Annotated in this window: 18 protein-coding genes and 8 pseudogenes; 8 read left to right on the forward strand and 18 right to left on the reverse strand. The window is 54.5% G+C overall.

Annotated elements, in window-relative coordinates; genetic code table 11:
- Positions 1-629: 629 nt before the first annotated feature.
- From JCM2850_RS15530 to JCM2850_RS15550, 4 genes and pseudogenes are all read right to left on the reverse strand, one after another.
- Positions 630-1,853, reverse strand: coding sequence for an autotransporter outer membrane beta-barrel domain-containing protein (locus JCM2850_RS15530; RefSeq protein WP_081775118.1), 1,224 nt, complete (start codon positions 1,851-1,853; stop codon positions 630-632).
- Complete coding sequence (locus tag JCM2850_RS15535; RefSeq protein ID WP_025873064.1) at positions 1,795-2,052, reverse strand: hypothetical protein; 258 nt, start codon at positions 2,050-2,052, stop codon at positions 1,795-1,797. Before JCM2850_RS15535 ends, JCM2850_RS15530 begins: the two co-directional genes overlap by 59 nt.
- A 461-nt stretch (positions 2,053-2,513) precedes the next feature.
- Positions 2,514-3,814, reverse strand: a pseudogene (locus JCM2850_RS19960) (D-amino acid dehydrogenase).
- Between the two features lie 181 nt (positions 3,815-3,995).
- Complete coding sequence (locus tag JCM2850_RS15550; RefSeq protein ID WP_025873065.1) at positions 3,996-5,198, reverse strand: glycosyltransferase; 1,203 nt, start codon at positions 5,196-5,198, stop codon at positions 3,996-3,998.
- Between the two features lie 102 nt (positions 5,199-5,300).
- On the opposite strand from JCM2850_RS15550, the gene JCM2850_RS23180 reads away from it, so the two are divergent.
- Both JCM2850_RS23180 and JCM2850_RS23185 read left to right on the forward strand, forming a co-directional pair.
- Positions 5,301-5,798, forward strand: coding sequence for a PA4824 family protein (locus tag JCM2850_RS23180; protein WP_234406313.1), 498 nt, complete (start codon positions 5,301-5,303; stop codon positions 5,796-5,798).
- Positions 5,764-6,087, forward strand: coding sequence for a PA4824 family protein (locus tag JCM2850_RS23185; RefSeq protein ID WP_234406314.1), 324 nt, complete (start codon positions 5,764-5,766; stop codon positions 6,085-6,087). Before JCM2850_RS23180 ends, JCM2850_RS23185 begins: the two co-directional genes overlap by 35 nt.
- 35 nt (positions 6,088-6,122) lie before the next feature.
- On the opposite strand, the gene JCM2850_RS15560 is transcribed toward JCM2850_RS23185, so the two are convergent.
- Positions 6,123-6,491 carry a diacylglycerol kinase gene (locus JCM2850_RS15560; protein ID WP_025873066.1) on the reverse strand — a complete coding sequence of 123 codons (369 nt, stop codon included), beginning with the start codon at positions 6,489-6,491 and terminating at the stop codon, positions 6,123-6,125.
- 131 nt (positions 6,492-6,622) lie between these two features.
- Between JCM2850_RS15560 and JCM2850_RS15565 the strand changes: the two genes are divergently transcribed.
- On the forward strand, positions 6,623-7,444 hold the full coding sequence (locus JCM2850_RS15565; RefSeq protein ID WP_025873067.1) for a zinc dependent phospholipase C family protein: 822 nt from the start codon (positions 6,623-6,625) through the stop codon (positions 7,442-7,444).
- Between the two features lie 144 nt (positions 7,445-7,588).
- Here JCM2850_RS15565 and JCM2850_RS15570 read toward each other — a convergent pair whose 3' ends face one another.
- The 7 genes and pseudogenes from JCM2850_RS15570 to JCM2850_RS19985 all read right to left on the reverse strand — a co-directional run bounded on the left by JCM2850_RS15570 (position 7,589) and on the right by JCM2850_RS19985 (position 13,002).
- Positions 7,589-8,596 carry a vWA domain-containing protein gene (locus JCM2850_RS15570; protein WP_051525467.1) on the reverse strand — a complete coding sequence of 336 codons (1,008 nt, stop codon included), beginning with the start codon at positions 8,594-8,596 and terminating at the stop codon, positions 7,589-7,591.
- A gap of 8 nt (positions 8,597-8,604) precedes the next feature.
- Positions 8,605-9,156 (reverse strand): hypothetical protein, encoded by a 552-nt coding sequence (locus tag JCM2850_RS15575; protein ID WP_025873069.1) that lies wholly within the window; start codon positions 9,154-9,156, stop codon positions 8,605-8,607.
- Positions 9,141-10,120, reverse strand: a pseudogene (locus JCM2850_RS19970) (vWA domain-containing protein). Before JCM2850_RS19970 ends, JCM2850_RS15575 begins: the two are co-directional and overlap by 16 nt.
- The gene (locus JCM2850_RS19975; protein ID WP_051525465.1) at positions 10,117-10,638 is read right to left on the reverse strand and encodes a hypothetical protein; all 522 of its coding nucleotides are present in this window, start codon (positions 10,636-10,638) and stop codon (positions 10,117-10,119) included. The pseudogene JCM2850_RS19970 and the gene JCM2850_RS19975 overlap by 4 nt, the downstream one beginning before the upstream one ends.
- 46 nt (positions 10,639-10,684) lie before the next feature.
- Complete coding sequence (locus JCM2850_RS19980; RefSeq protein WP_148301312.1) at positions 10,685-11,062, reverse strand: hypothetical protein; 378 nt, start codon at positions 11,060-11,062, stop codon at positions 10,685-10,687.
- Complete coding sequence (locus JCM2850_RS15590) at positions 11,059-11,958, reverse strand: DUF58 domain-containing protein (RefSeq protein ID WP_369384958.1); 900 nt, start codon at positions 11,956-11,958, stop codon at positions 11,059-11,061. The genes JCM2850_RS19980 and JCM2850_RS15590 overlap by 4 nt, the downstream gene beginning before the upstream one ends.
- A 7-nt stretch (positions 11,959-11,965) precedes the next feature.
- Positions 11,966-13,002: pseudogene (locus JCM2850_RS19985) on the reverse strand (AAA family ATPase).
- A 238-nt stretch (positions 13,003-13,240) separates the two neighbouring features.
- On the opposite strand from JCM2850_RS19985, the gene pdxR reads away from it, so the two are divergent.
- Positions 13,241-14,755 (forward strand): MocR-like pyridoxine biosynthesis transcription factor PdxR, encoded by a 1,515-nt coding sequence (gene pdxR, locus JCM2850_RS15600; protein ID WP_051525466.1) that lies wholly within the window; start codon positions 13,241-13,243, stop codon positions 14,753-14,755.
- 44 nt (positions 14,756-14,799) lie between these two features.
- Here pdxR and gloA read toward each other — a convergent pair.
- The 6 genes and pseudogenes from gloA to JCM2850_RS15630 form a co-directional block, all read right to left on the reverse strand.
- A pseudogene (gene gloA / locus JCM2850_RS19990) lies at positions 14,800-15,191 on the reverse strand (lactoylglutathione lyase).
- Positions 15,192-15,280: 89 nt separating this feature from the next.
- Positions 15,281-15,535: a YfhL family 4Fe-4S dicluster ferredoxin gene (locus JCM2850_RS15610; RefSeq protein ID WP_025873072.1), complete on the reverse strand. Its 255-nt coding sequence runs from the start codon at positions 15,533-15,535 to the stop codon at positions 15,281-15,283.
- Between the two features lie 19 nt (positions 15,536-15,554).
- Positions 15,555-16,037, reverse strand: a complete 483-nt coding sequence (coaD, locus tag JCM2850_RS15615; RefSeq protein ID WP_025873073.1) for a pantetheine-phosphate adenylyltransferase — start codon at positions 16,035-16,037, stop codon at positions 15,555-15,557.
- Between the two features lie 144 nt (positions 16,038-16,181).
- Positions 16,182-16,726 (reverse strand): annotated as a pseudogene (gene rsmD / locus JCM2850_RS19995) (16S rRNA (guanine(966)-N(2))-methyltransferase RsmD).
- Entirely contained in the window at positions 16,713-18,020 is a 1,308-nt protein-coding gene (locus JCM2850_RS15625) for a M16 family metallopeptidase (protein WP_088177773.1), read from the reverse strand. Before JCM2850_RS15625 ends, rsmD begins: the two are co-directional and overlap by 14 nt.
- Positions 18,021-18,042: 22 nt before the next feature.
- Entirely contained in the window at positions 18,043-19,401 is a 1,359-nt protein-coding gene (locus JCM2850_RS15630) for a M16 family metallopeptidase (RefSeq protein ID WP_025873075.1), read from the reverse strand.
- Between the two features lie 401 nt (positions 19,402-19,802).
- Here JCM2850_RS15630 and ftsY point away from each other — a divergent pair.
- The 4 genes and pseudogenes from ftsY to JCM2850_RS20010 form a co-directional block, all read left to right on the forward strand.
- A pseudogene (gene ftsY / locus JCM2850_RS20000) lies at positions 19,803-20,899 on the forward strand (signal recognition particle-docking protein FtsY).
- A gap of 11 nt (positions 20,900-20,910) precedes the next feature.
- Positions 20,911-21,566: pseudogene (gene ftsE / locus JCM2850_RS20005) on the forward strand (cell division ATP-binding protein FtsE).
- Entirely contained in the window at positions 21,563-22,465 is a 903-nt protein-coding gene (gene ftsX / locus JCM2850_RS15645) for a permease-like cell division protein FtsX (RefSeq protein WP_025873076.1), read from the forward strand. The pseudogene ftsE and the gene ftsX overlap by 4 nt, the downstream one beginning before the upstream one ends.
- Positions 22,466-22,498: 33 nt before the next feature.
- A pseudogene (locus JCM2850_RS20010) lies at positions 22,499-22,988 on the forward strand (hypothetical protein); the annotation flags it as partial.

The raw sequence follows: 22,988 nt of genomic DNA on the forward strand, positions 1-22,988 counted from the left end.
TCGGCGCACTCAACGGGAACAACTTCAAAAGCCTGGGGTTAAGTAGCAGGAATGGAAATTGAAACCACGAATATCTCGGCCACATTGCACAGTTGTTGATCAAACCACATTCACTTATTAATCATTATCGCCACTTGATCCGGAGTCTTTGACTTTCCCTCCCGTTTAGACCCGCCGAGTAGCGCAGGCTTTATCGGATCAGGGCGCGCGACTGTCTGAGCGCAGCGAGTTTGAGCGTGACCCCGAGAAAGCCGAGCAACGCAGGTTACCCGGCTGTAAGCCGGGGCGGGGATATCCGGGTCGCCTTTTTCTCTGGTTACTCTCTTTTGGCGAAGCAAAAGAGAGTGACTCGCCATCAAGGCGAAACAAGAACTCTCGCTAACGGCAGTAATGGTCAAGGCCACTAATCTTCCGTGACAATGGATGGAAAAAATCTGTTACCCATGTCTTCAGTCTATAAACACCAAACCCCGCATCAGCGGGGCTTGGGAGGTTGAAGTTCCTTGGGTTTGAAGTTTCTAGGTTAAAGGGCCACAGCCCTAACTCCGCTTACCACACGACTATCCAATCCAACCTCAGCATGTTGTCACGATAGCCTTTGTCTCTACCCTGGTAATCATAGTTAGCCCTCAGGTAGTTCCCCGCCTTAGCCCGCCATTCATACGCCAGCCCCAAGCGGGTGACGATGTTGCCAGGGTCTGCACTGCTGACGCTGAATCTATGGTCTTCGGTGCTAGCCCGCAGGTGGCTAGCTCTCGCCAAGCGTCATAGCCTACGCTGGCGTAGCCCAGTAGCTGGGCTTGGTCAGTCAGCTGATACCGCACGCGGCTACCTACGCTGGCAATGAGGCTTTGTGCTTGTTGCCGCTCGGTGTTGAGGCTGTAGTAGCCTGCCCCGCTTTCTTGGTAGCCACTGACCCAGGCGCTGCCATATTCAAGTCCCAGTACGGGGCTGAGGGTGAGTTGGTCTCGTACTATGCTTTTGACGAGTTCTGCCGCCAGGTTGAGGTGCCAGATGTCCTGGCTGGATTTCGCCCGCATCGGCAGTTCGGTGTCGTCTATGCGGCTAGCTTTGGCGCGGGTGTATCCGGTCTTGGCAATGACGCTTAAGGTCAGGTCATCCTGCAGGCTCTGGTGACCATAGACGGCAAGGTCTAGGCCTGTGTTGTTGATGCTGCTCTTGAGGTTATGGTCTTTGCCGTCTATCTGGCTGTTGTTGATGATGACGGCAGCCCCTATTCTGCGTTCTGTGGTGATGGCTTTGTCTATACCAAAGGCGATACCACCGCCTTTTTGTTCATAGGCAGAGTCTCTGACGCTACCTTGGCCGCTATTACGGCCTATATGGGCGTAAGGGCTGGGGCTGAACCATACTTGGTTGTTGTCATCGGTGCCGTAGTAGGCGCTGCCTTGCATGCGTTCCATGCGCTCACGAATGAGGTTAAGGCTGCTTTGGCTTTGGTTAAGCGAGGCTTGGGCCTGGCCGCCACCCAGCAGGGCGTTGAGTTTGGCAAAGCCGTCATTACTGGCGCTGATGTCGCCTGTCACCAGGTCTATGCCGCCTGTGCTATTGGTTTGCAGGCTGAATTTACGGCCACGGTAGATGGTGTTGCTTACAGTGGCACCGCTGTGCAGGTATTGCTCACCGCCAACGTAGCGCGCATCTTCTTCTATGCCGCCATTAAAGATATGAACCTGACCACCGCTGGAGATGAGGGAGCGGACGGCACTACCGCCGCTACTGATATTTTGCACACCAGAACTGAAAACAACTGTATCAAATGCCCTGCCACCATTAATTATTGGATGCTGTGTCCATCCAGTTAACTGTGTAGCTCCCCCCCATCCCGACACTTAGCCCGGATATCACCTCTGCATGCGCCGTGCCTGCCACACCGACCAGCCCCGCCATCACTATCGGCAGGCCCGTGCTCTGCACCAGGCTGCTTTGCAGCATGCCCACTTGCAGCAGTGCTGCCAGCAATTTGGAGATGTTGATGCGGATGTAGCGCAGGCGAGGATAAAACTTGCGGGCGATGCTTAGGCGTTTCATGTGAGGCTCCCAGTAGTTTGGCCCAAGGTTGCAAGGCCCATTTCAATTGCGTGTGCAGTGGTGATACATAAACAAACCCGCCAGCTTGTGAGGGCGTGCTGGCGGGCTTTAGAGGTTTGTCACCAGAGGATTACTGGGAGGATTTTACTTTTTATTGGGCCTTATTGACAAATATATTTGCTTTTAATTTGCTTATAATGGTGACTTGTTATGAGATAAAAACGTACATTTATTTGCCCTGCATGCCGCCCTGCCTTGCATATGGGCGCGTGGTCATCAGGCTGTTTTTTTAACTTAGGCTTGGGGGCTGGGATGGGTTTTTGGGCAGGCTGACAGTTTTTTGGGCTTGCTGAGGCCTGGCTTGCATCTTTTGGCGTGCTTATGCTGACGCAGCAGCATCATTGGCATTGTGACTGTTAGCACCACTGCATTGCCAATCTCATGCTGCCAGGCAGGAGGTTTCAGGGTATGTGGTAGCGGCTGAGCGCCAGGTCTTGATAGGCGATATCTGGCTGGCGGGCACTGAGCAGATCGGCAAGCAAGCGGCCTGAGCCGCAGGCCATGGTCCAGCCCAGGGTGCCGTGCCCGGTGTTGAGGTATAGGTTGTTGAACTGGGTGTGCCCTACTATGGGCGTGCCATCAGGGGTCATGGGCCGCAAGCCGCTCCAGGCTTGCGCATGGCTTAGGTCGGCAGCACCGGGGAAGAGGTTTTCCACAATCATTTTAAGGGTGGCTTCGCGCCTGCGGCTTAAGCTGAGGTTAAACCCCACCAGCTCTGCCATGCCGCCTACTCTGATGCGTTGATCAAAGCGCGTGACTGCGGTTTTGTAGGTTTCATCAAGTATGGTTGATTGCGGTGCCAGGTTGGCATCTTGCAGCGGCAGGGTAAGGGAATATCCCTTGACCGGGTATACAGGCAGATCAATCACGCCTTGCAGCATTTGCCTTGAATAGCTGGCCAGTGCCATGACATAGGCATCTGCCTGCATGCGCTCAGCCTGCACGTGATCAGCTTGTATGTGATGACTTGGCACTTGCTCACTATTCACAAGCAAATGGCTTAAGCGCCCTTGCTCTACTACCAGTTGTTTGATGTGGTGCTGATAGAGAAACCTGACGCCGCGTTGGGCTGCCATCTGCGCCAAGCGGCTGGTAAACAGCTGGCAATCCCCGGTTTGATCATGTGGCAGCCAGAGGCCTCCTGTCAGTTGGGTTTTGACTCTTTCCAGCGCTGGCTCTGCTTTAGCCAGCAGGTCTCTGGGTAGCAGCTCAAAAGGCACGTGGGCGTAGCGCAGTACTTCAATATCGCGCAGGGCATTATCCATTTGCTCTTGGGTGCGAAACACTTGCAGGGTGCCTTGCTGCCTGCCTTCATAGTGAATGCCTGTTTGCTGCCGTAATTGATCGAGACAATCGCGGCTGTATTCGGCCAGCCTGACCATGCGCGCCTTGTTTTGCTCGTAACGCGCCGGGGTGCATTGTTGCAATAGTTGCCACATCCAGCGCAGTTGCTGCCAAGTGCCATCGGGCTTGATGAAAAGTGGGGCATGACGGCGCAGCATCCATTTGATGGCTTTGAGGGGAATGCCGGGCGCGGCCCAGGGGCTGGCATAGCAGGGGAGATTTGCCCGGCATTGGCAAAGCTGGTTTCTAGTGCCGGGCGGGGCTGGCGCTCAATCACGGTGACTTGATGCCCAGCCTCAGCCAGATACCAGGCGCTGGTAACGCCTATGACCCCTGCCCCCATGACGATGACATGCATGCCTTGCTCCCGCTTTATGCTTGCCTCTAGCTTAAGCCATTTAGGCGCTGCTGTTGAGGGAGTGAGGCCAGGTGAAAAAAGGGGTGATTTAGCGGGGTTGGGGGAGTGATCCTTGCCGCTATGAGAAACCTGGCGCGTGGCTTAGGGTTTAAGCCACTCGCCAGGGTTGCAGCTGGATGGCTTAACCGTTTCTGGTGGTGAGTTTGTCCATATTCAGCGCCTGAAAGGCGCTACGGCTTTGCACGCGCTGGTAAAACTGCAGCATGCGCTCAGCCTGCACTTGCGAGGTCCAGCGCTTGGCGGCATATTCCCGCGCGGCCTGGCCCAGTTTCTCGCGCTTGGCAGGGTTAGAGAACAAGGTGAATACCTTGGCGGCAAACAGGCGCTCATCTTCAGTGGCAATCATGGCGCCCTCGCCTTCTATCAAAATAGACTGCGTGCCCAGCTCTGCCAGTGCCACAACCGGGGTGCCCTGGGCCATGGCTTCCAGCAGTACCAAGCCCTGGGTTTCGGTTTTGGAGGCAAACACAAACACATCGGCAGATTGGTAGCAGGCATTGAGTTCGGTATTGCGATCTAGATAGCCTATGAATTTGATGTTGTCGCCCAGGGCCAATTGTTCACTCAACTGCTGTAGATGTTTTTGCGCCGGGCCTTCACCTGCCACTACCAGCAGCATATCGGGCTGTTGGCGTCTTAGCTCTACGCTCATGCGCAGCAGAAAATCGATGTTTTTTTCATGCGCCACACGGCCGACAAACAAGGCCACGGGGCGGTTGGCGGCAATGCCATATTTTTCCCTGAAGCCTGCACCATCTGAAGGTTCAAAGCTTTTTTCCTGCAATCCGGTGGGGATAACTTCTGCGCTGCTTTTTACGCCATAGCCACGCAATGCCTCCAGCATGGGGTGTGAAGGCGCAATCACGGCGCTGACGGCATTGCACTGACGGCGCGAAACGCCAATGGCCAGCTTGCGCGCGATCTGCCGTGGTACCCAGGGCAGATAATGGTGCATATAATCTTCAAAGAAGGTGTGATAGGTTTCCAGGCAGGGCAGATCCAGCAGGCGTGCCAGTTTCAGGCCCAGGTAATGCGCCACAAACGGGGTGTGGATATGAATGAGATCGTAGTTTTCATCACGCAGCTCTGACAGTAGCTTGAGGGCCGCGCCATAACGCATGAGTCTGTCTTCGGGGTCAAAATAGATGGTGCGCGCTGGAATGCGTTTGATCCAGGCTTCATCTTCTGTGGCCACTCCATAATCTGGTGCAATCAAATGCACTTCATGGCCCATTGCCTGCATTTGCTTGGCAAAAGTGCGAATAGACGTAGATACGCCATTAACGCGTGGAAAATAAACATCAGAGATAAACAGGATTTTCACGTGATTCCACTCCAGGAATAATTACGCGAAAAGATACTGATCAATTATGACGCTTCAATGAATTGACATGGGAGCGTCACACATTTTGGCTAAAGTTTACGCATGAAGAGATATGTTTCGTTTATTGCCGCATTGGCAGGCACTGCCTGCAAATTGGTGCCAGGGCTGTTGTTAGAAATGTTGCCAGGGATAGTTTCAGCGATACTGCCAGCGATGTTGCTGGCTATATTGGTATCTAGCCCGGCTTATGCTGCGCGCCCCATGATTACCGATGATGCCAGAGTGGTAGACCCCAAAAGCTGCCAGCTGGAATCGTGGGTGAAGCGCAACCGTGACAGCAGTGAATTCTGGGCGCTGCCGGGCTGCAGCGCGGCAGAGAATGTGGAAGTCACGCTAGGGGGTGCGGTGACGCGGCAGGATCAATCCTCGCAGAACACGGATATGCTGATGCAAGCCAAGGCTTTGTTCAGACCCTTGCAGACCAATGATGTTGGTTACGGTCTGGTGGTGGGTTATGCCCAGCACCCACGCCTGGATAACAATTCCAGCATGATAGGTAATACCTATGCCTATGTGCATCAGTGCCTCATTCTTCAGTGACAAGCTGATTCTGCATACCAATCTGGGCGCGTTGCACGATAAAGAAAACAAGCGCACCGACCTGACCTGGGGTGTAGGTTCAGAAGTGCCGCTGACGGCAAATGTAGATTTGATTGCCGAGACTTACGGCGATCACCGTTCACGGCCGTTTTATCAGGCTGGGGTGCGCTATTGGATAGTGCCGGGCCGGGTGCAGATTGATACGACTTATGGCAACCGCATGAGTAATCAGAATGAAGAGCGCTGGTTTAGCCTGGGCTTGCGTTTGTTGTCAGCGCCTTTATGGTGAGGATAGGCAAGCCAGTTAGGCCTGCCATGCAAACCTTAGCTCAGTAACAGCAAGCCCCAGACTACCGCCATATTGATGAGGGCAATCAGCACCGCTGCACTGCCTATATCCTTGGCGCGTTTGGCAAGTTGATGGTTTTCCAGGGAAATTCTATCCACCGTGGCTTCAATGGCGGAGTTGAGTAATTCAACGATGATCACCAGCAGCACGCTGCCTATCATCAAAGCGCGGGCGATTGCATCATCACCCAGATAAAGGGCCAGTGGTATCAATACCGCTGCCATCAGCACTTCCTGACGGAATGCATCCTCATTGCGGTAAGCCGCCTTGATGCCATCTACCGAATAACCGAAGGCGTTAATCAAGCGACGTAGACCCGTCTTTCCCTTGTATGGACTTTCCATGAGTTCCTCAATGCTGCTGCATGACAGATAAGCGCGGCAGTATAGCAAATCCCCCTGCCAGGCCACCATTGTCACAATAAGATCATGCATTTGCCACAGTTGATTCATGACCGCCTTGCACATTAGCAGCCATGAAGATAGCCAAACTGCTCTGGCTTACGCCCTTGCTCAGTTTCAGCCTGGATGCCCAGGCCTGGGGCCTGGTCACTCATGTTTACTTTGCCCACTCTCTGCTGTGGGCCATGCCCCTGCTAGACCCGCGCCTGCAAAGCGCTATAAGACGCTTTCCGCAACTGGTGATGGCCGGAGCCTGCCTGCCAGACCTTGCCATTATCTCGCGCCGCTTCAACCACACCCATTACTGGGAAAACGCGCACCAGCTGATCTCCCAGGCCAAAAATGACGAGCAGTTGGCCATTGCCATAGGCTATGCCAGCCACTTATATATTGATGTGATTGCGCATAACCACTTTGTGCCCGCACACGAGGCCATGTGGCTGGAAAACAGCATGATTACGCATATAGGCGCTGAGTGGGCCATGGATGCTTACCTGGCACCGCTGCTGGAACATAGCCCTACTGAACTGCTGCTCAGGCACAAACAAGTAATGGCGCAATTTATTGCGCCGCATTTCAACTGCTCCGCTGACGAGGCTGGCCGTGTGATCACCAAGCTGGGCCATGCCGATAGGCTGTTACGCATTTCACGCCTGCCGGGGATGATTTACAACGGCATGCGCTTGATGGATAAACGCTTGTTCCGCAACTTTGCCTTTTATATCGCCAGAACCCAGACCGCCATGGAGCATATAGGCGCAGTACTCAAGGGCGACCGACCACAATGGGAGCCGGAACTCAACCATATCAGCCAAGAGCAGATGCAACGCTGGCGCAAGCGCTGTCTGGATGGGCTTAAACGTAAGCTCAGTAGCCCTATAGATTATTTTTCCTGAGCGGGCAGTTTTTTGGCTTGGCGTGGCCAAAAAATGGCAAACCCCTTGCGAGGTTTGCCTTGCAATGTGCAAGCAGTCAGCGCTGATATCAAGCAGCCACCTCCCGCTTGCAACGGAGGACAACAGCTACACTGCACTAGCGATTCAACTGATTTTCAAAGCTCTGCCTCTGCCCGAGCCTCTGGGCCAGAGATTGGGTAAATAAATCCCCAGCACACTCAAAAACGCCAGGCTGTAGTAGATCCAGGTCAGCGAATAGATAGAGGTTATTTTGGCCGCAGGTGTTTGCTTCTGCACAAAGTTGAGGAATTCCTCGCTGTCGCTGCCTTCTATATATTGCGCCTTGATTTCTTCCGCCAGAGATTGCAGATGTTCTTCATCCAGCTTGGAGAGGTAGCGGTCATATTCTGCCGAGGCCACCACTGGGTCAGGGTCATCTTTGCTGGCATCGGCGTAATTGCCGCCACCGCCGCCCTCTTCCTTGGAATCTATGCCCCAGTAACCCACCCATTTGTTATTGGCGTTGTAACGCGGGATAGGTACGGACTCTTTGCCACCTATGCCCACAAACACCACGCGCTTGCCTATGCGTACATCACTGAGATCAAGCTTGTTGATGCCGTTGGCCTTGGGAGCTTCATCGCCATCGGTGAAAAACAGCATTTTGGCTGGGGTATCCAGATAATCCAGCACGCCTTCGGCCGCCTTGACGCCAAAGGTAATGCGGCTATTGCCGCTCCAGGCCATGCGCCACTCCAGTTGTGAGATGGAATCGATGATTTCATCGTAATTGGCGCAGACCTCCAGCGGCATGAACAGCAAGGCCACGTTCTCGGCGGAGTAAGCACCCAGGCTGATATAAGTACCGCAGTTAGAGGTTTCCACCACGCGCTTCATGAGGTGCTGGGTATATTCCATGCGGCTCACGGGCTTGTTGTTGAGCTTGAGGTCTTGCGCATTCATGCTCTGCGACACATCGGCCAGCAGCAGGAAGTTGTGCACTTCTTGTTTCAGCATCATCTGCGGCTTAATCAGCGAGGCCAATAACAAGGAAAGCGCCAGCAGCAGCAAGAGGTTTTCATAATGCTGCTTGGCCCAGCCCCAGGTGCGCCTGGATTGTCGCAGCAGATTTTGCGGCGATACGCGTTTCATCAATGGCATCATGGCAACCCTATCGGCAGGTTGCTAAGCTCCATGCCGCTCTGCTCACGCTTGGCAATTTGCATGTTATGCGGGATCACCGCATGCAGCAGGCTGAGGTTGAACTTGGCGGCTTTTAGCTCAGGTGCCAGGCGCAGGGCCTGCTCATACGCCACCATGCCCTGGGCATAGGCATATTTGGCCTCGTCTTGCAGTTCACCATCCGGGTTAACCAGGCGGATCAGCCCGGAGCGGAACAGGTTGTTGCCGATATTGAAATAAATCTGCGCACGTTCTTCTTGGCTGAATTTGCCTTGTTTGTCTGCGCTTTCCAGTAATTGGCTGTAGTTCTGCACCGCATGCTTGTAGTTATTGGCCGCCCCCTGGAAGTAGGCCTCGGCAAACTTGCGTTGCAAGGCATAGTCTTCGTTATTGATCTCGCCACCGCTGCGCAGTGCCTGATTGACTGCCTGCGCCTGCTGTAACTGGTGCAGGGTGTAAGCGCAGCCCAGCACGCCAGCGAGCAACATCACGCCAACCAGGGTATTTCTGATTTTCAGGTGTTTTTCCATGAATAAATCCTCAAATTCTTTAACAGCAGTATTAACACGCCCAGCATCAGGCCCAGGGCAGCAAAGTCCTGTGAGTAATTGCGCCCGGGTATGGTGATGGGGTACTGAATAGTCTTGTTCTCGCGGCTGCCTATGTCCTGAATGGCGTTTTGCAAGGTGGTGGGGTTATCCGCCTCGTAAGCCTGATACTTGATGCCTAGTGACTGGAAGTATCTATCCAGCGCCACCGCGGTGGGCACCCTATCCTCGTCATAAACATTCTTGGAGAAAATGCTGACGTCATCAGGCTGGCGCAGCACTATCCAGTACAAAGCCAGTTTGTTTTTCTTCAGGCTGGTTTGCAGCGTGGCCTTGACGCGTGGGCTGAGCTTGCCCGCGCCATCAGAGAGCAAGATGATGGCGCGCGAGCCTGTGCTGTCAATATTGTCGAACAGGGTCACCGCCTTGGTCAGGCCAGAACCGATATTGGTCTGGTTGATGGAGGGGCTGGTGGCGGCATTGATGGCAGCGTGTATGGCATCGCGGTTATTGCTGATTTTGATGCCATACAGCGCCGAGTTAGAGAAACCCACCACCCCCATCATGTCGTCGGGTCTGGAATCAATAAACTTGGTGATCAAGCGCCGCGCAGCGGTGGATTTAATCTCCGCCGCACTGCCCGAGGTGACGTCACCCGCAAAGGATGATCCATGCTGACGCTACGGTCTATCACCATCACGGTCTGCGCGCCCTTGCCTATGCGCTGCACCACTTTTTCTGGGCCTTGCGGGTGGGCGAGCGCCAGCAACACGCAGAGCAGCAAGGCACTAACCAGCGCCTTAAGGCCTTGCTCCATCAGGCGCGACACTTTGTCCTGCGGCAAGATAGCCACCCAGGAATACCATTGCCCCTGCCTGCTCTTGAGCCAAAACGGCAGCAAGCACAAAGGCAGTAACAGCAACCACCAGGGAGATTGAAAACTCACGCCACACCTCGCTCGCAATGACGGAACTGCTTGCTGAGCTGCTTGAGCTCTTGCATGGTTTGGTCCCTATCCTGCCCTTGATCTAGGAACAGGTAATCGTTAGAGCAGGCAAAGAAGCGTGCGATTTGCTCACGCGAGCGGCCAAAGCGTGGGTTTTGCTGCACAAACTGCTCAATATCCTGGGCAAAGCAGTTAGCGCCATACCAGGTGTTGAAAGCCGCATGCATATGGTAGAACGCTTCTTTATTGCCTTCAGGGCCAGGCTTGAGGCGCTTGATTTTGCGATGTGCCTGGGCAAACGCCCCGCCCATAAATGGTAGCCAACGTTTTTCCGCATTGATATAAAGCAACGCCAGCGCCCCCAGTACCGTCAACGCAATACACGCCCACAGCCAGGCTTGCAGCTGGCGTGTATCTACCAGCGGTGCAGCAAATTGCGGCTGCATATTGATGCCTGCCTTGCTGGCATTGCTGACCACCAGCGGCGAGAACCAGAAACGCCAGGCAGGCACATTCACGCTTGCTCACTGCCCTCTAGTTGCAGGCTGAGTTCTGGCAACTTCATCACGCTGGTTTATCACTGTGGGCAAACACCTGATAATCCAGGTGCAAGCTGACCTTGCGCTGAGCGCCTTCTTGCCTTTGCGTGGTGCTGATATTGACCAGCTCTATGCCTTGCAGCTTGCTGCCCTTGCGCGGCAGGCTGTCCTTGGCGAGCTTGCCTTGCGCAGGCAGGCTGATTTCAATCTGGCGTGTTAGTACATCACCAATCTGCACGTCGTAACTGCGGGCAGGGTTGTTAATTTTGAGCTTAGTGATGTTGAGCTTGGCCGCTGCTGGCGTTGCCGTGGACTCGGCGCTTTCTATTGCATTCGCCTGCAGGGCTAAGCTCAAACAAAGCAGGCCGCCCAGCAGGCGCATAAATGGATTTGAGTTTTTCATAGGCTGAGGTATTGCTCGAAATATTGGGTCATCAAATCAGGGTGATAGTCCTCCTGTAGATACAGTGCGGGACTATCAAACTTGAGAAACAATTGCTGCAAGGCATGCTTGCGCTGCACGAAGGCATCCTCTATCTGCTGCCGCAAGGCAGGCGTAAAGAACAGCGTGCGGCTGAGACCTGTTTCCGGGTCCAGCATATTGCTGAACCCCAGCCTGGGCAGCTTGTGTATCTCGGCATCATCCCAAATCACCACCGGAATCACCTGATGGATAGACATCGCCGCCAGGGTCTTTTCCACATAGGCCAACGGCATATGGAAATCCGAAAGCCAGAACACCAGGCTTTTCTTCTGGCTGAGAAATTGCGGCACCTGCAACACACCTTCGCTACCTTGACCCAGTGCTTTGTTAGCCGCGACCAGGCTTAACTGCGCCAGCAATTCACTCAGGCGGTTGCCCAGCGGCAGCAAGGTGTCTTGCTGTACCTCATCGTCATAGCCTATGAGGCTATACACATCCCCGGCATGCGCCACGGCACTGCCTATGGAAGCGGCAATCTGCACCGCCTTGTCCAGCTTGCGAATGCTTTCCCCTTCAGGATTGCGTTTCAGCCCCTTGAACTGCATGGAGCTAGACATATCGCAGACGATATAGACTGGCGTCGGGCTTTCCTGGTTGAAAGTGCGCACCTGAATCTGCTCGAAAGGATCACGCAGGCTGCGGCTGATATCCATGCGCCTGGCATCAGGGTAATCCACCAGCGGCAGGTTGCCTCTGTATTCAAACCCCAGCCCGCGCTGGTTGCCGGGATGGTCACCGAGGTGACTGTTATCCGACTTCCAGGGAATGCTGTAGCTGAAGGTGCGCTCGGGAATAGAAATGGCCATCGTGCTCATGCTGTACTCAGTGACGGCCGGGAACCGCAACGGTATTGATGATCTGCGCGGTCAACTCACGTGCCAGTGCGGTGCGCTTGGCGTCATACATGGGGTTGAACACCAGTCTGTGGGCAATGATCTCGTGGAATACGGCATGCAGATCTTCAGGCAGCAGGCTATCGCGGCCATTGAGCCAGGCATTGACTCGGGCCGCTTTCATCAGCATGCCCATGCCGCGCGGACTAGCACCCGCTTGTACCAGACGGTTGACTTCCACGCCCTCAAGTTTTACGCCAAAGCGTGCGGGTTCTTGCGTGGCTTCCCATAAATCTAGTGCATATTCTTCCAGCACCGGGCTGGAGCGCACATGGCGCTGTATGGTGTCAGAGAACTGGTTGAGCTGATCGAATTCCAGAATGTGGTCTTCTACCTGCTGGGTGAGGGCTTCAGCATGCTGGAAGCGGGTCTCAAAAATCAAGGACTTGCGGTGCTCGCGGCTGGCCGGGATATTGATGGGGATTTCCATCATGAAGCGGTCACGTGCCGCAGAGGGAATTTCAAAGGTCTCGTTTTTTTCTACCTGGTTACGGTCGGCAAACACCACCATGTGCGGCAGGCGATAATCCTTCTTGAAGGCCTGCACGTGTTTTTCTGCCATCACGCGCAGCATTAGCGCATGCACCTGCGGACGCGCACGGTTGATTTCATTGAAGAAAAATACAGAGAGATTTTCACCACCCCGCAGCAAGGGCCTTCATCAATCTGCGGCCTGCCTTCTGAGTTGAGGTAGGTGTGGTAGATGATGTCGTTGGGCATCAAATCCACCGTCCCCTCGATACGCTCATAGGTCCCGCCTATGCCACGGGCGATGGATTGCAGCAGCGTGGTTTTGCCTACGCCTACGCCACCTTCCAGCAGCACATGGCCACGCGCAAAAATCGCCGTGGTCATCAGGCGTATGGCTCTGTTCTGGCCCACAATCACCTTCTCGATTTCACTCTCGAGCTTGAGGGCTTTGGTACGCCAATCGGCGAGTTCTATATCATTGGAAACCGTATTCATCATGCTCCTCGATTCATTATCAACAGCCAGGATTTATATAAATATATGTTTTTGAAGTATTTTTATAATTATTAATTCAAGTGTTACCAATTGTAATAATTTGTTACTGGACTACATAAGTGCCAGAAAATTTATAATGCATGGTCCAGAATGAATCTTTACAGTGCATAAACAGGGAGTTTTCCAGCACGATTCAGGAAAAACACTGATTCAGAGAAAAGGCAGAAAGGCAGAGGCAATGGTGAAACGCGTGAGGTTATGGGATTTCAAATTTGAACTGGCTACAGGCTCCAAGCTGCCCGTGTTCATGCAGATCGTGCAAAAGATCATTGAAGAAATACAGGCAGGCAGACTGAGTGCCTCTGCCCCCATGCCCAGCACGCGGCAACTGGCGGCCAGCCTGGCGGTGAACCGCAAGACGGTGATCATGGCCTACGATGAATTGATCGCCCAGGGCTGGCTTTCCTCTGCGGTGCGCAGCCAGACTTTTGTTTCGCCCAACCTGCCTGCCTCTCTGACGCGCAAGCCCATGCTTGCCACTGCGCCGCTCACGCTGCCTGGGCTGGATGAAAAATCCATGCTGATTACTCAAGCTGACACAGCACTGGAGGCCTATACAGAAGCCGCGCCTGGCAGCATACAGTTCAGTGATGGCATGCCAGACACACGGCTGATCCCCAATAACATCATCGCGCGCGCTTTCAGGCACAGCCTGCTGCACGCCAGCAAAAACCACTGCCTGAGCTATGGCGACCCCAAGGGCATGATGGCATTGCGACGCTCCATCTCGGACATGCTCAATATGGAGCGGGGTTTATATGTCACCACAGACAACATCTGCATAGTGCGTGGCAGCCAGATGGGCATATTTCTCGCCGCACGCGTGCTGGTGAAACCCGGCGATCATGTGGTGGTGGAACATTTGAGCTACCCGCCTGCACGTGATGCCTTTAAATCCTGCGGTGCGCATATTCTCAGTGTTGGCCTGGATGAACATGGCCTCAAGGTGGATGAGCTGGAAGCTCTATGCCGCAAAACCCGCATCCGCGCCGTGTATGTGACCCCGCATCACCAGTTTCCCACCACAGTGACCATGACGCCCGAGCGTCGCCTGAAACTGCTGATGCTGGCAGCCACTTATGATTTCCATATCATTGAAGATGACTACGACCATGAATTCCACTTTACCAATCACCCCATACTGCCACTGGCCAGTAGTGACAAGCACAACCGGGTGATCTACGTAGGCTCACTTTCCAAAGTACTGGCCCCGGCCTTGCGCGTGGGTTACCTGGTGGCACCAGCAACGCTGATAGCCCGCTGTAGCCAGGAAATACTGCTGATAGACCGCCAGGGTAATTCGGTGACCGAACAAACGGTGTCAGAGCTGATCAATAGCGGTGAACTGCGCCACCATATCCGCAAGACTTTCAAGATTTACTCAGAGCGCCGCCAGCATTTTGAGCGGTTGATTCATGCGCAATTGCAGCCCTACCTGGATTTCAAAATGCCAGTGGGCGGGCTGGCATTTTGGGTATTGCTGAAAAAGGCGCACACCCTGCCCGCCCTTTTGCAGCAGGCCCAGGCGCAAAAACTAGGCTTGTTACCTGCCAGCAATTTTGCGAATGGCAAGGAAGATGGCAAAGCCAGCCCCAGCATTGCTGGTTTCAGGCTGGGCTTTGGCAATCTGGATATGGATGAGATTGAAGAAGGGGTAAGGCGTTTGCAATTGGCGCTAACAACAGCAGCGTAAGCTGCTGTTGTTGTAGCACCGCGGCAGGGTATTAACCCCAGGAATTAACCCCAAGTACCCTTTTGTATGAACTCCACCTTGTAGCCATCCGGGTCTTCCACAAAGGCAATCACCGTCGTGCCGTGCTTCATGGGGCCAGCCTCGCGTACTACATTACCGCCAGCCTTGCGCACGGCGTCACAGGCGGCATAGGCATCGTCTACCTCTATGGCAATATGGCCGTAGGCATTACCCTTGTCATAGCTGTTGGTATCCCAGTTATAGGTCAACTCAATCACGCTTCGGCATGCTCATCGCCATAGCCTACAAACGCCAGGGTGAACTGACCTTCGGGGTATTCGTGTCTACGCAGTAGTTGCATGCCCAGCACCTCGGTATAAAAGGCCAGGGATTTGTCCAGATCGCCTACGCGCAACATGGTGTGGAGGATACGCATCATGACTCCTTGTGATTGAATCGAAAATATGGAAACTGCGGGTGCTGATCAGAATAGTTTCAGGCCAATTGCCCAGCATGGGCTTGGACTTAACTTTCCACCAGCGTGATTTTCAGATATTTCTGGTAAAGCTGTTCATGGCTTTCCACCCGTGTGGGGTCATGCGGAATACAAGCCACTGGGCAGACATCCTGACATTGCGGGTTGCCAAAATGCCCTACGCACTCGGTGCACAGGTTAGGGTTGATTTCATAAATTTCTGCCCCCTGATAAATCGCACCGTTGGGGCATTCAGGCTCGCAAACATCGCAATTAATGCATTCATCGGTAATCATCAAGGCCATGGTTTAACTCTCCTGCGCCTTAGGCCAGCTTGAGCGCAATGCGCTCTTGCACCAGGGGAGAGACAAACTTGCTGACATCGCCATTGAGTTGGGCAATCTCGCGCACCAGGCTGGCGGAAACAAACATGTATTGCTCAGCTGGCGTGAGGAAGATGGTTTCCATTTCCGGGAATAGCTGACGGTTCATACCTGCCAGCTGGAATTCATATTCAAAATCGGACACCGCACGCAAGCCGCGTACCACGGCACGGGCACCCTGATCACGCACAAACTGCATCAACAAGCCGGAAAAACCCAGCACACGTACATTGGGGCAATCGGCCAATACCTTGGAGGCCATGTCTACACGCTCTTCCAGCGTGAACATGGGCTTTTTGCCTGTGCTTTGCGCAACCGCCACGATGACTTCGCCAAACAGCCCGGCGGCGCGGCGCACGATATCCTCATGCCCGCGTGTCAGCGGGTCAAATGTACCTGGGTAAACTACATGCAATGGATTCAAAGACTTTCCTTGTCTGACTGCCGGGATTGAAGCCCCTGGCTGGCATAGCACGCACTGAAGTCACTCGCTTGAACAATGCGCAAGTCAACAATGCCTGGTAAACGCGCTCAAAAACTGGCGCTATTTAAGCTGACCGTTGACTCTCTAAAGCGCAGATTTTAACAGGTGATAGAAAACATTGCCTGCCTTGCCTTGCTTGTGCACCTGCCAGTGCTCGTCATCCAGCAAGGCAAATTCAGCCTCGACGTAGAGATAGCCATCTTTGGCGACATGTGCTGGCAATAGCGGCAGCAGCTTGGGTAACCAGCCTTGCTGGTAAGGCGGGTCTAGGAAGATCACATCAAAGGGTTGGGCGTTGGCCGCGAGAAACTGCACGGCATCTTGTTGCAGTATGCGCGCCTGTTCAGCTTGAGCAGGCGCTGATTCTGCTGCATGGCTTTGACGGCAGCACTGGCTTTTTCCACCAGCACCACTTCATGCGCACCGCGTGACAAGGCCTCAAAACCCATCACGCCAGTGCCAGCAAACAGATCAAGACAACGACGGCCGTGCATATCCTGCCCCAGCCAGTTGAACAGGGTCTGGCGCACGCGATCAGGCGTGGGCCGCAAACCCGGCACATCGGGAAAATCCAGCAGACGGCTACGCCACTCGCCGCCGCCTATGCGTACACGGTTACTGGCTGCCACCAACCACCACCGTCACCATGTTGTCGGGCTTGATGCGTCTGGCGAAAGCATCCTTGATCTGCGCCGCCGTCACCGCCTCAACCTTGCCGTTAAATTCATCAAGATAGGTCAGCGGCAGTTTGTAGAATCCAATCACCGCCAGGTAATCCAGTATCTTGCTGTTGCTGTCTATACGCAGCGGAAAACCGCCGACGATATTCTGCTTGGCAGCCTTGAGCTCGGCTTCGGTCACACCACCACTGATGAACTTGGCCAGGGTTTCACGCACCAGTTTCAATGCGTCTTGTGCCTGATCACGCTTGGTTTGTAGCCCAATCTGGAACTGGCCCAGTTGCTGCATGGGGATAAAGTAGCTGTACACGCTATACACCAGGCCGCGCTTCTCGCGTACTTCTTCAGTCAGGCGCGAGACAAAGCCGCCGCCACCCAGAATGTAGTTACCGACATAAAGCGCAAAGTAGTCATCATCACCACGCTTGACGCCGGGGTAAGCCAGCAGGATATGCGATTGGCTGGCAGGATGCGGCAAGCGCTTTTCTACAGCGGCAGTCGGATACTGCACTGTAGGCAAAGCCGCTGCGGCAGCGCCTGCGGGCAGGCCAGCCGAAATGCGCTCGGCAATGGCATGTGCCTGCTCGCTGCTCATATCGCCCATCAGGGCAATCACGGCGTTTCCGGCTGTGTAGTATTGCTGGTAAAACTTCTGCAGGTCATCACGCACCAGGGCATTTACGCTTTCTGGCTCACCATTTTCTTCAGTGGCATAGGGGTGCTGACCGTACAGCGCCTTGAGCAAGGCTTTTTCGGCAATGCTGGCGGGTTGGCTGGCAGCCTCTCTCAGCCCGGCAAGGATTCTGGCTTTTTCACGCTTGAGCGTAGCCTCAGGGAAATCCGGCTTGTGCAATATCTTGGTGTAGATATCCAGCGCTGCTTTTTGCTCGCGCTCGCTGCTCAATGTGCGCAGTTTCAGCCCGGCACGGTCTGCATCAAGCTCGCCACCGAGGATGGCGCCCACATCGGCAATGCCATTGGAAATCTGCTGATCGCTCAGGCCAGCGGCACCCAGCGTCATCAAATAACGCGTCACCCCGGCAAGCCCGGGCTTGTCCGCATCACGTGCGCTGCCTGCGGCAAAGTTGGTGCTGATATCAATGATGGGTAAATCATGATTCTCAACGAAATACACTGCACTGCCTTGGGCAGTCTGCCATTGCTGTATCTTGAGCCCAGCCTGCGCCTGCAGGCTAAATACCAAACCTGCTGCCACGGCCAGTAAGCGCGCAGCCTGGTTCATCGTTTCAGGCCGGAAAATTGCATTAATGTTCATGAGGCTTGCCCTTAGGTTTTGCATTGGGGTCTATAGGCTGTGGATCAAGCGTGGCTACACTGAGGGTGTCCTTGATCAGATACTTACGCGCGACTTCCTGCACCTGTTGTGGCGTCACCGCCGACAACTTGGCAGGGTAGCTATCCAGCGTGCGCCAGGAGAAACCCGTGGTTTCCAGACGGCCTATGCGCATGGCCTGATAAAACACGGAATCGCGCTGGTAGACATCAGCAGCAATCACCTGGGCCTTGACCCGCTGTAATTCCTCTTCGGTCACGCCATCCTGTTTGATGCGCTCCACCTGCTCCAGCAAAGCGGCCTCAAGCTCAGCCACGGTTTTGCCCTCGCTAGGCGTGCCTTCCAGCTCAAACAGGCCTACCTGGCCGCGCTGTATCATGTCGTAGCTGGCACCAACATCCACCGCAAGTTGCTGCTGGCGTACCAGGTTCTGGTTCAGGCGTGCCGAGGCATTGCCATCCAGCACCCCAGCCAGTATCTCCAGTGCATACGGCTCCCAGTCCTTGTCTGCGTCCTGCAACACGGGCACATGGAAACCCATGAGGATGGAAGGCAATTCCGCAGGCACTTTGACCACGGTGCGGCGTTCACCTATCTGCTGCGGCTCTAGCTGAGGTTTACGTGCTGGCAGGGCATGCGGCCTGATGGGGCCAAAATACTGCTTGGCCAGTTTGTAGACTTCATCACCCTTGACGTCGCCTGCTACCACCAGAATGGCATTGCTGGGGGTATACCAGTGGTGATACCACTCGCGTGCATCTTCAAAGGTCATGTTTTCGAGGTCGTTCATCCAGCCGACGATGGGGCGGCCATAAGGATGTGCCTGGAAGGCAATCGCATTGAACTGCTCGTTGAGCATGCCTTGAGGTTTGTCATCAGTACGCCAGCGCCGCTCTTCCATCACCACGCGGATTTCCTTGGAAAACTCTTCCTTGGTCAATTCCAGATTGGCCATACGGTCGGCTTCGAGCTTGAAGGAGAGTGGCAGCTGGGATTTTTCTAGCTGCTGGTAATACGCTGTGTAATCGGTGCCGGTAAAAGCGTTTTCACGCCCGCCTGCCGCCGCAATCAGGCGCGAAAACTGGCCGGGTTTGATCTGCTTGGTGCCCTTGAACATCATGTGTTCCAGCACATGGGCAACCCCCGTCTTGCCATTGACTTCGTCTATGCTGCCAGCACGATACCAAACTTGGGAAACCACCACCGGGGCGCGGTGATCCTCCTGCACAATGACGCGCAGGCCGTTATCAAGTTTGTATTCATGGGTATCGGCCGCCTGGGCCTTGAGTGCAACCTGGCCTATGGCCAGAGCGATGATGGTAGCCAGCATGGCTTTCAGTCTATGCGGACTGGCGGCTGGCCCCTGATAATGAGTGACAAACACCTTGCGATTCTCCTCTAGCCGCATAAGCGCGGCATTATAGCAGCAGGCCTGTATGACTAGCCCGTGAGCTGGATGCAACTTGCAATTTGACGCAAATCGCTCAGACCCGGCAATACTACTATAAGTTCTGTTGCTGCATAGCGCATGCCAGCCCCAAGCAATTGGCTTGCAGCTAGAATGCCCGTGAACACCAGTCATGACCAGCCTGGTAAATTTTGTCATTATCGCAACCCTGTTTTCAGATATATCGTCAAACTTGCCAAGTCCCCGATTTAAGCCGCTGCAAGCGCATGGTTTTGCTTTAAAATAAGGCTATTCACGCTATAACGCAGACCCCACACAACGCAATGTTCGATTTCTTCAAAAAGACCAAACCCGCAGATCAGGCTGTACCGACTCCTGAACCGCAGGATAAATTAGCGCAAGATCAAGCAGCGCAAGAACAAGCAGCGATACCTCAACCCGAGGTGCCAGCACCTGAGCTTAAAACCGCAGAAGTGCCTGCAGCGCCGCAGATTGTCACCCAGGAAAAACCCACCCTGAGCTGGACCGAGCGCCTCAAGCGTGGCCTGGCCAAAACCCGCAGCCAATTGGGCAACCAGCTGGCCAGCCTGTTTGGTCGCGGCAAGATAGATGAAGATGTCTATGAAGAACTGGAAACCATACTGCTGACCTCGGATGCCGGCATTGCCGCCACTCAGGCCTTGCTTGAGCAGATACGCACCCGCGTCAAGCGCCAGAATCTCAGCAACACACAAGAGCTAAAAGGCGCACTTAAGCAATCTCTGCTGGAATTGCTGGGCCCGCTGGAGCAGCCACTAGATACCAGCAAGGGCCAGCCTTTCGTCATTATGCTGGCTGGCGTCAACGGTGCAGGCAAAACCACCACCATAGGCAAGCTGGCCAATCTATTCCAGGCCCAGGGTAAATCTGTGCTGATTGCGGCTGGCGATACCTTCCGTGCCGCAGCGCGTGAGCAATTGCAGGCCTGGGGCGAGCGTAACAATGTGCATGTGGTAGCGCAGGAAAGTGGCGACCCAGCCGCCGTCATCTTCGACGCGGTGAATTCCGCCAAGGCCAAAGGCATAGACATTGTGCTGGCCGATACCGCTGGCCGCCTGCCTACCCAGCTCAACCTAATGGAAGAAATCCGCAAGGTACAACGCGTGATAGACAAGGCACTGCCTGGCGCACCACACGAGGTGCTGCTGGTGCTGGACTCCAACACTGGTCAGAATGCTGTCACCCAGGTGAAAGCCTTTGATGACGCACTCAAGGTCAGCGGTTGGTACTCTCCAAGCTGGATGGTACGGCCAAGGGTGGCGTGATTGCAGCCATCGCCCAATCGCGGCCTATCCCCATACGCTATATAGGCGTAGGTGAAACCATAGACGACCTGCGACCTTTCAAGGCCGCAGAGTTCATTGATGCATTGTTCGAGTAGCCCAGGCCGCCATGATACAGTTTGATCAGGTCAGCAAACGTTACCCCGGCAGTGACGAAATTCTGCAACGGGTGTCTTTTGAGATTGCCGCAGGTGAGCTCGCTTTTGTCACTGGCCACTCCGGCGCGGGCAAAAGCACCTTGCTGAAACTGATGGCGGCCATAGATAAACCTAGCAGCGGCACTGTGCTGATAGGCAACCAGAATGTCAGCAAACTGCGCCCCCGCATGATTCCCTATCTGCGGCGCAAGTTTGGCCTGGTGTTTCAGGATCACAAACTGCTTTACGACCGCAATTGCTTTGAAAACGTCGCCCTGCCCTTGTATATCAATGGCATCACTGGCCTGGAAGCAGCCAAGCGCATACGTGCGCGCTAGATAAAGTTGGCCTACTGGGCAAGGAAAAAGCCATGCCTATCACGCTATCTGGTGGTGAACAGCAACGCCTGGCCATTGCCCGCGCTGTGGTAAGCCGCCCCGCTATCCTGATTGCCGATGAGCCTACGGGCAATCTGGATGAAGGTTATGCCAAGGAAATCATGGATCTGTTTGATGCCTTCCGCCAGGTGGGCGTGACCGTGATTGTGGCTACCCACGATGCTCATGGCATACACCGCATTGAAGGCAAACTGCTGCACCTGGATCATGGAAAGCTTTTAGTCGCATGAAACATTGGATCAACCAGCATCTACAGGTTTGGCGCCAACTGCTGAGCCGCATCTGGCGCAACAAGCTCTCCACCTTAATGATCTGGTGCGTGATCGGCATTGCGATCTGCCTGCCTGCCGTGCTTTACGTCATCATAGACAACCTGAATCAATTGGCAGGCCAGGCCAAGAGCGAGCCGCAAATCAGCGTCTTTATGAAACTGGATGCCGACGCCACAGCGCTGGATGAGATACGCAAAAAACTCAAACAGCACCCTGGCATTGCGCGTCACCAGTTTGTCAGCAAAGAAACCGCCTGGCAGGAAATGCAGGAAAACAACCCGGATGTGGCTGCCAGCCTTAAGCAAAACCCGCTGCCGGATGCGTTTTTCCTTGAGCCAAAAGACCACGCGCCTGCCGCAATAGAACAACTGCAGCATGAGGCTGAGCAATGGCCTGGGGTTGGCCATGTGCTGGCTGATGCTGACTGGGCCAAACGCCTGTATGCCTTGCTGGCGCTGGGCAAGAAAGCCGTACTCATACTTTCACTGTTGCTGGGCTTTGCCCTGGTTGCGGTGATAGGCAATACCATACGCCTGCAAATAGCCACCCAGCGTGAGGAAATTGAAGTCGCCAAGCTGATAGGCGCTACCAATGGCTTTATCCGCCGCCCCTTCCTCTATGCAGGCATCATGTATGGCCTGGGGGGCAGCGGCATTGCCCTGCTTTGCATCTACGGCATCATTACAATCTTTAACCTCTCGGTGGCCGAGTTGGCCGAACTTTATGGCAGCAGCTTCATCTTAGCCTTACCGGGCTGGCAGCTCTGCCTGGGAATGACGGTTTGTGCCGTGGTATTGGCGTGGCTGGGATCGTATATCGCCGTCAACCGAGCCTTGGCCCGCCTCAATCCAAAATAACCTCCAACGCCTGACTTCCGGACTCCTGAAACCGTGGTTGAATCACGCTTGTTACGCCAGTTGAACGCGGCTTATGCCGCGCTGCTGGCCTTGCTACGCCCGGAAGACAAGTCCCTGACGGAAAGACTGGCCAGCCCCCCTGCTGGCCCCGCACTGCCCTGGCAAGCCTCGCTCAAGCACGATGATTATGTGGAATTCCGCATACGCCGCCGCACGCTGTATGCGCTGATTGTTTCCTTTATCCTGCATTTGATTTTGTTCTTTGGCTTCATCATGCCGACCATGGATCAAGGCGAAGAGTCGGATGAAGAAGGGGGCCAAAAGCAATTGGTGGTGAGCCTTTCCCAGCCGGAGAAAAAGCCACAGCCGGAAATGGCACCACCGCCTGCCTCCGCCCCACCCCCGCCGCCTGTCAGTCAGCCTAAAACCAGCAAAAAGCAGCGCCAGCAGCCCAAGGCCGAGCCACGCGTGATTACCGGCAAAGATAAACCGCTGCCGCAGCAGCCAGCGGAGCAAAAAAACC

Source organism: Methylobacillus glycogenes JCM 2850 (assembly GCF_000617925.1).
In the GTDB taxonomy this organism is placed as follows: Bacteria; Pseudomonadota; Gammaproteobacteria; order Burkholderiales; family Methylophilaceae; genus Methylobacillus; species Methylobacillus glycogenes.

Coding starts and splice junctions, on each gene's coding strand:
- JCM2850_RS15625 (WP_088177773.1), bottom strand. CDS start 18,020: ATGAACCAGGCTGCGCGCTTACTGGCCGTGGCAGCAGGTTTGGTATTT.
- JCM2850_RS23185 (WP_234406314.1), top strand. CDS start 5,764: ATGCCTATGTGCATCAGTGCCTCATTCTTCAGTGACAAGCTGATTCTG.
- JCM2850_RS15630 (WP_025873075.1), bottom strand. CDS start 19,401: ATGCTGGCTACCATCATCGCTCTGGCCATAGGCCAGGTTGCACTCAAG.
- JCM2850_RS15535 (WP_025873064.1), bottom strand. CDS start 2,052: ATGAAACGCCTAAGCATCGCCCGCAAGTTTTATCCTCGCCTGCGCTAC.
- JCM2850_RS19980 (WP_148301312.1), bottom strand. CDS start 11,062: ATGAAAAACTCAAATCCATTTATGCGCCTGCTGGGCGGCCTGCTTTGT.
- JCM2850_RS15570 (WP_051525467.1), bottom strand. CDS start 8,596: ATGAAACGCGTATCGCCGCAAAATCTGCTGCGACAATCCAGGCGCACC.
- ftsX (WP_025873076.1), top strand. CDS start 21,563: ATGAAACATTGGATCAACCAGCATCTACAGGTTTGGCGCCAACTGCTG.
- JCM2850_RS15565 (WP_025873067.1), top strand. CDS start 6,623: ATGAAGATAGCCAAACTGCTCTGGCTTACGCCCTTGCTCAGTTTCAGC.
- JCM2850_RS15560 (WP_025873066.1), bottom strand. CDS start 6,491: ATGGAAAGTCCATACAAGGGAAAGACGGGTCTACGTCGCTTGATTAAC.
- JCM2850_RS23180 (WP_234406313.1), top strand. CDS start 5,301: ATGAAGAGATATGTTTCGTTTATTGCCGCATTGGCAGGCACTGCCTGC.
- JCM2850_RS15575 (WP_025873069.1), bottom strand. CDS start 9,156: ATGGAAAAACACCTGAAAATCAGAAATACCCTGGTTGGCGTGATGTTG.
- JCM2850_RS15590 (WP_369384958.1), bottom strand. CDS start 11,958: ATGAGCACGATGGCCATTTCTATTCCCGAGCGCACCTTCAGCTACAGC.
- pdxR (WP_051525466.1), top strand. CDS start 13,241: ATGGTGAAACGCGTGAGGTTATGGGATTTCAAATTTGAACTGGCTACA.
- JCM2850_RS15610 (WP_025873072.1), bottom strand. CDS start 15,535: ATGGCCTTGATGATTACCGATGAATGCATTAATTGCGATGTTTGCGAG.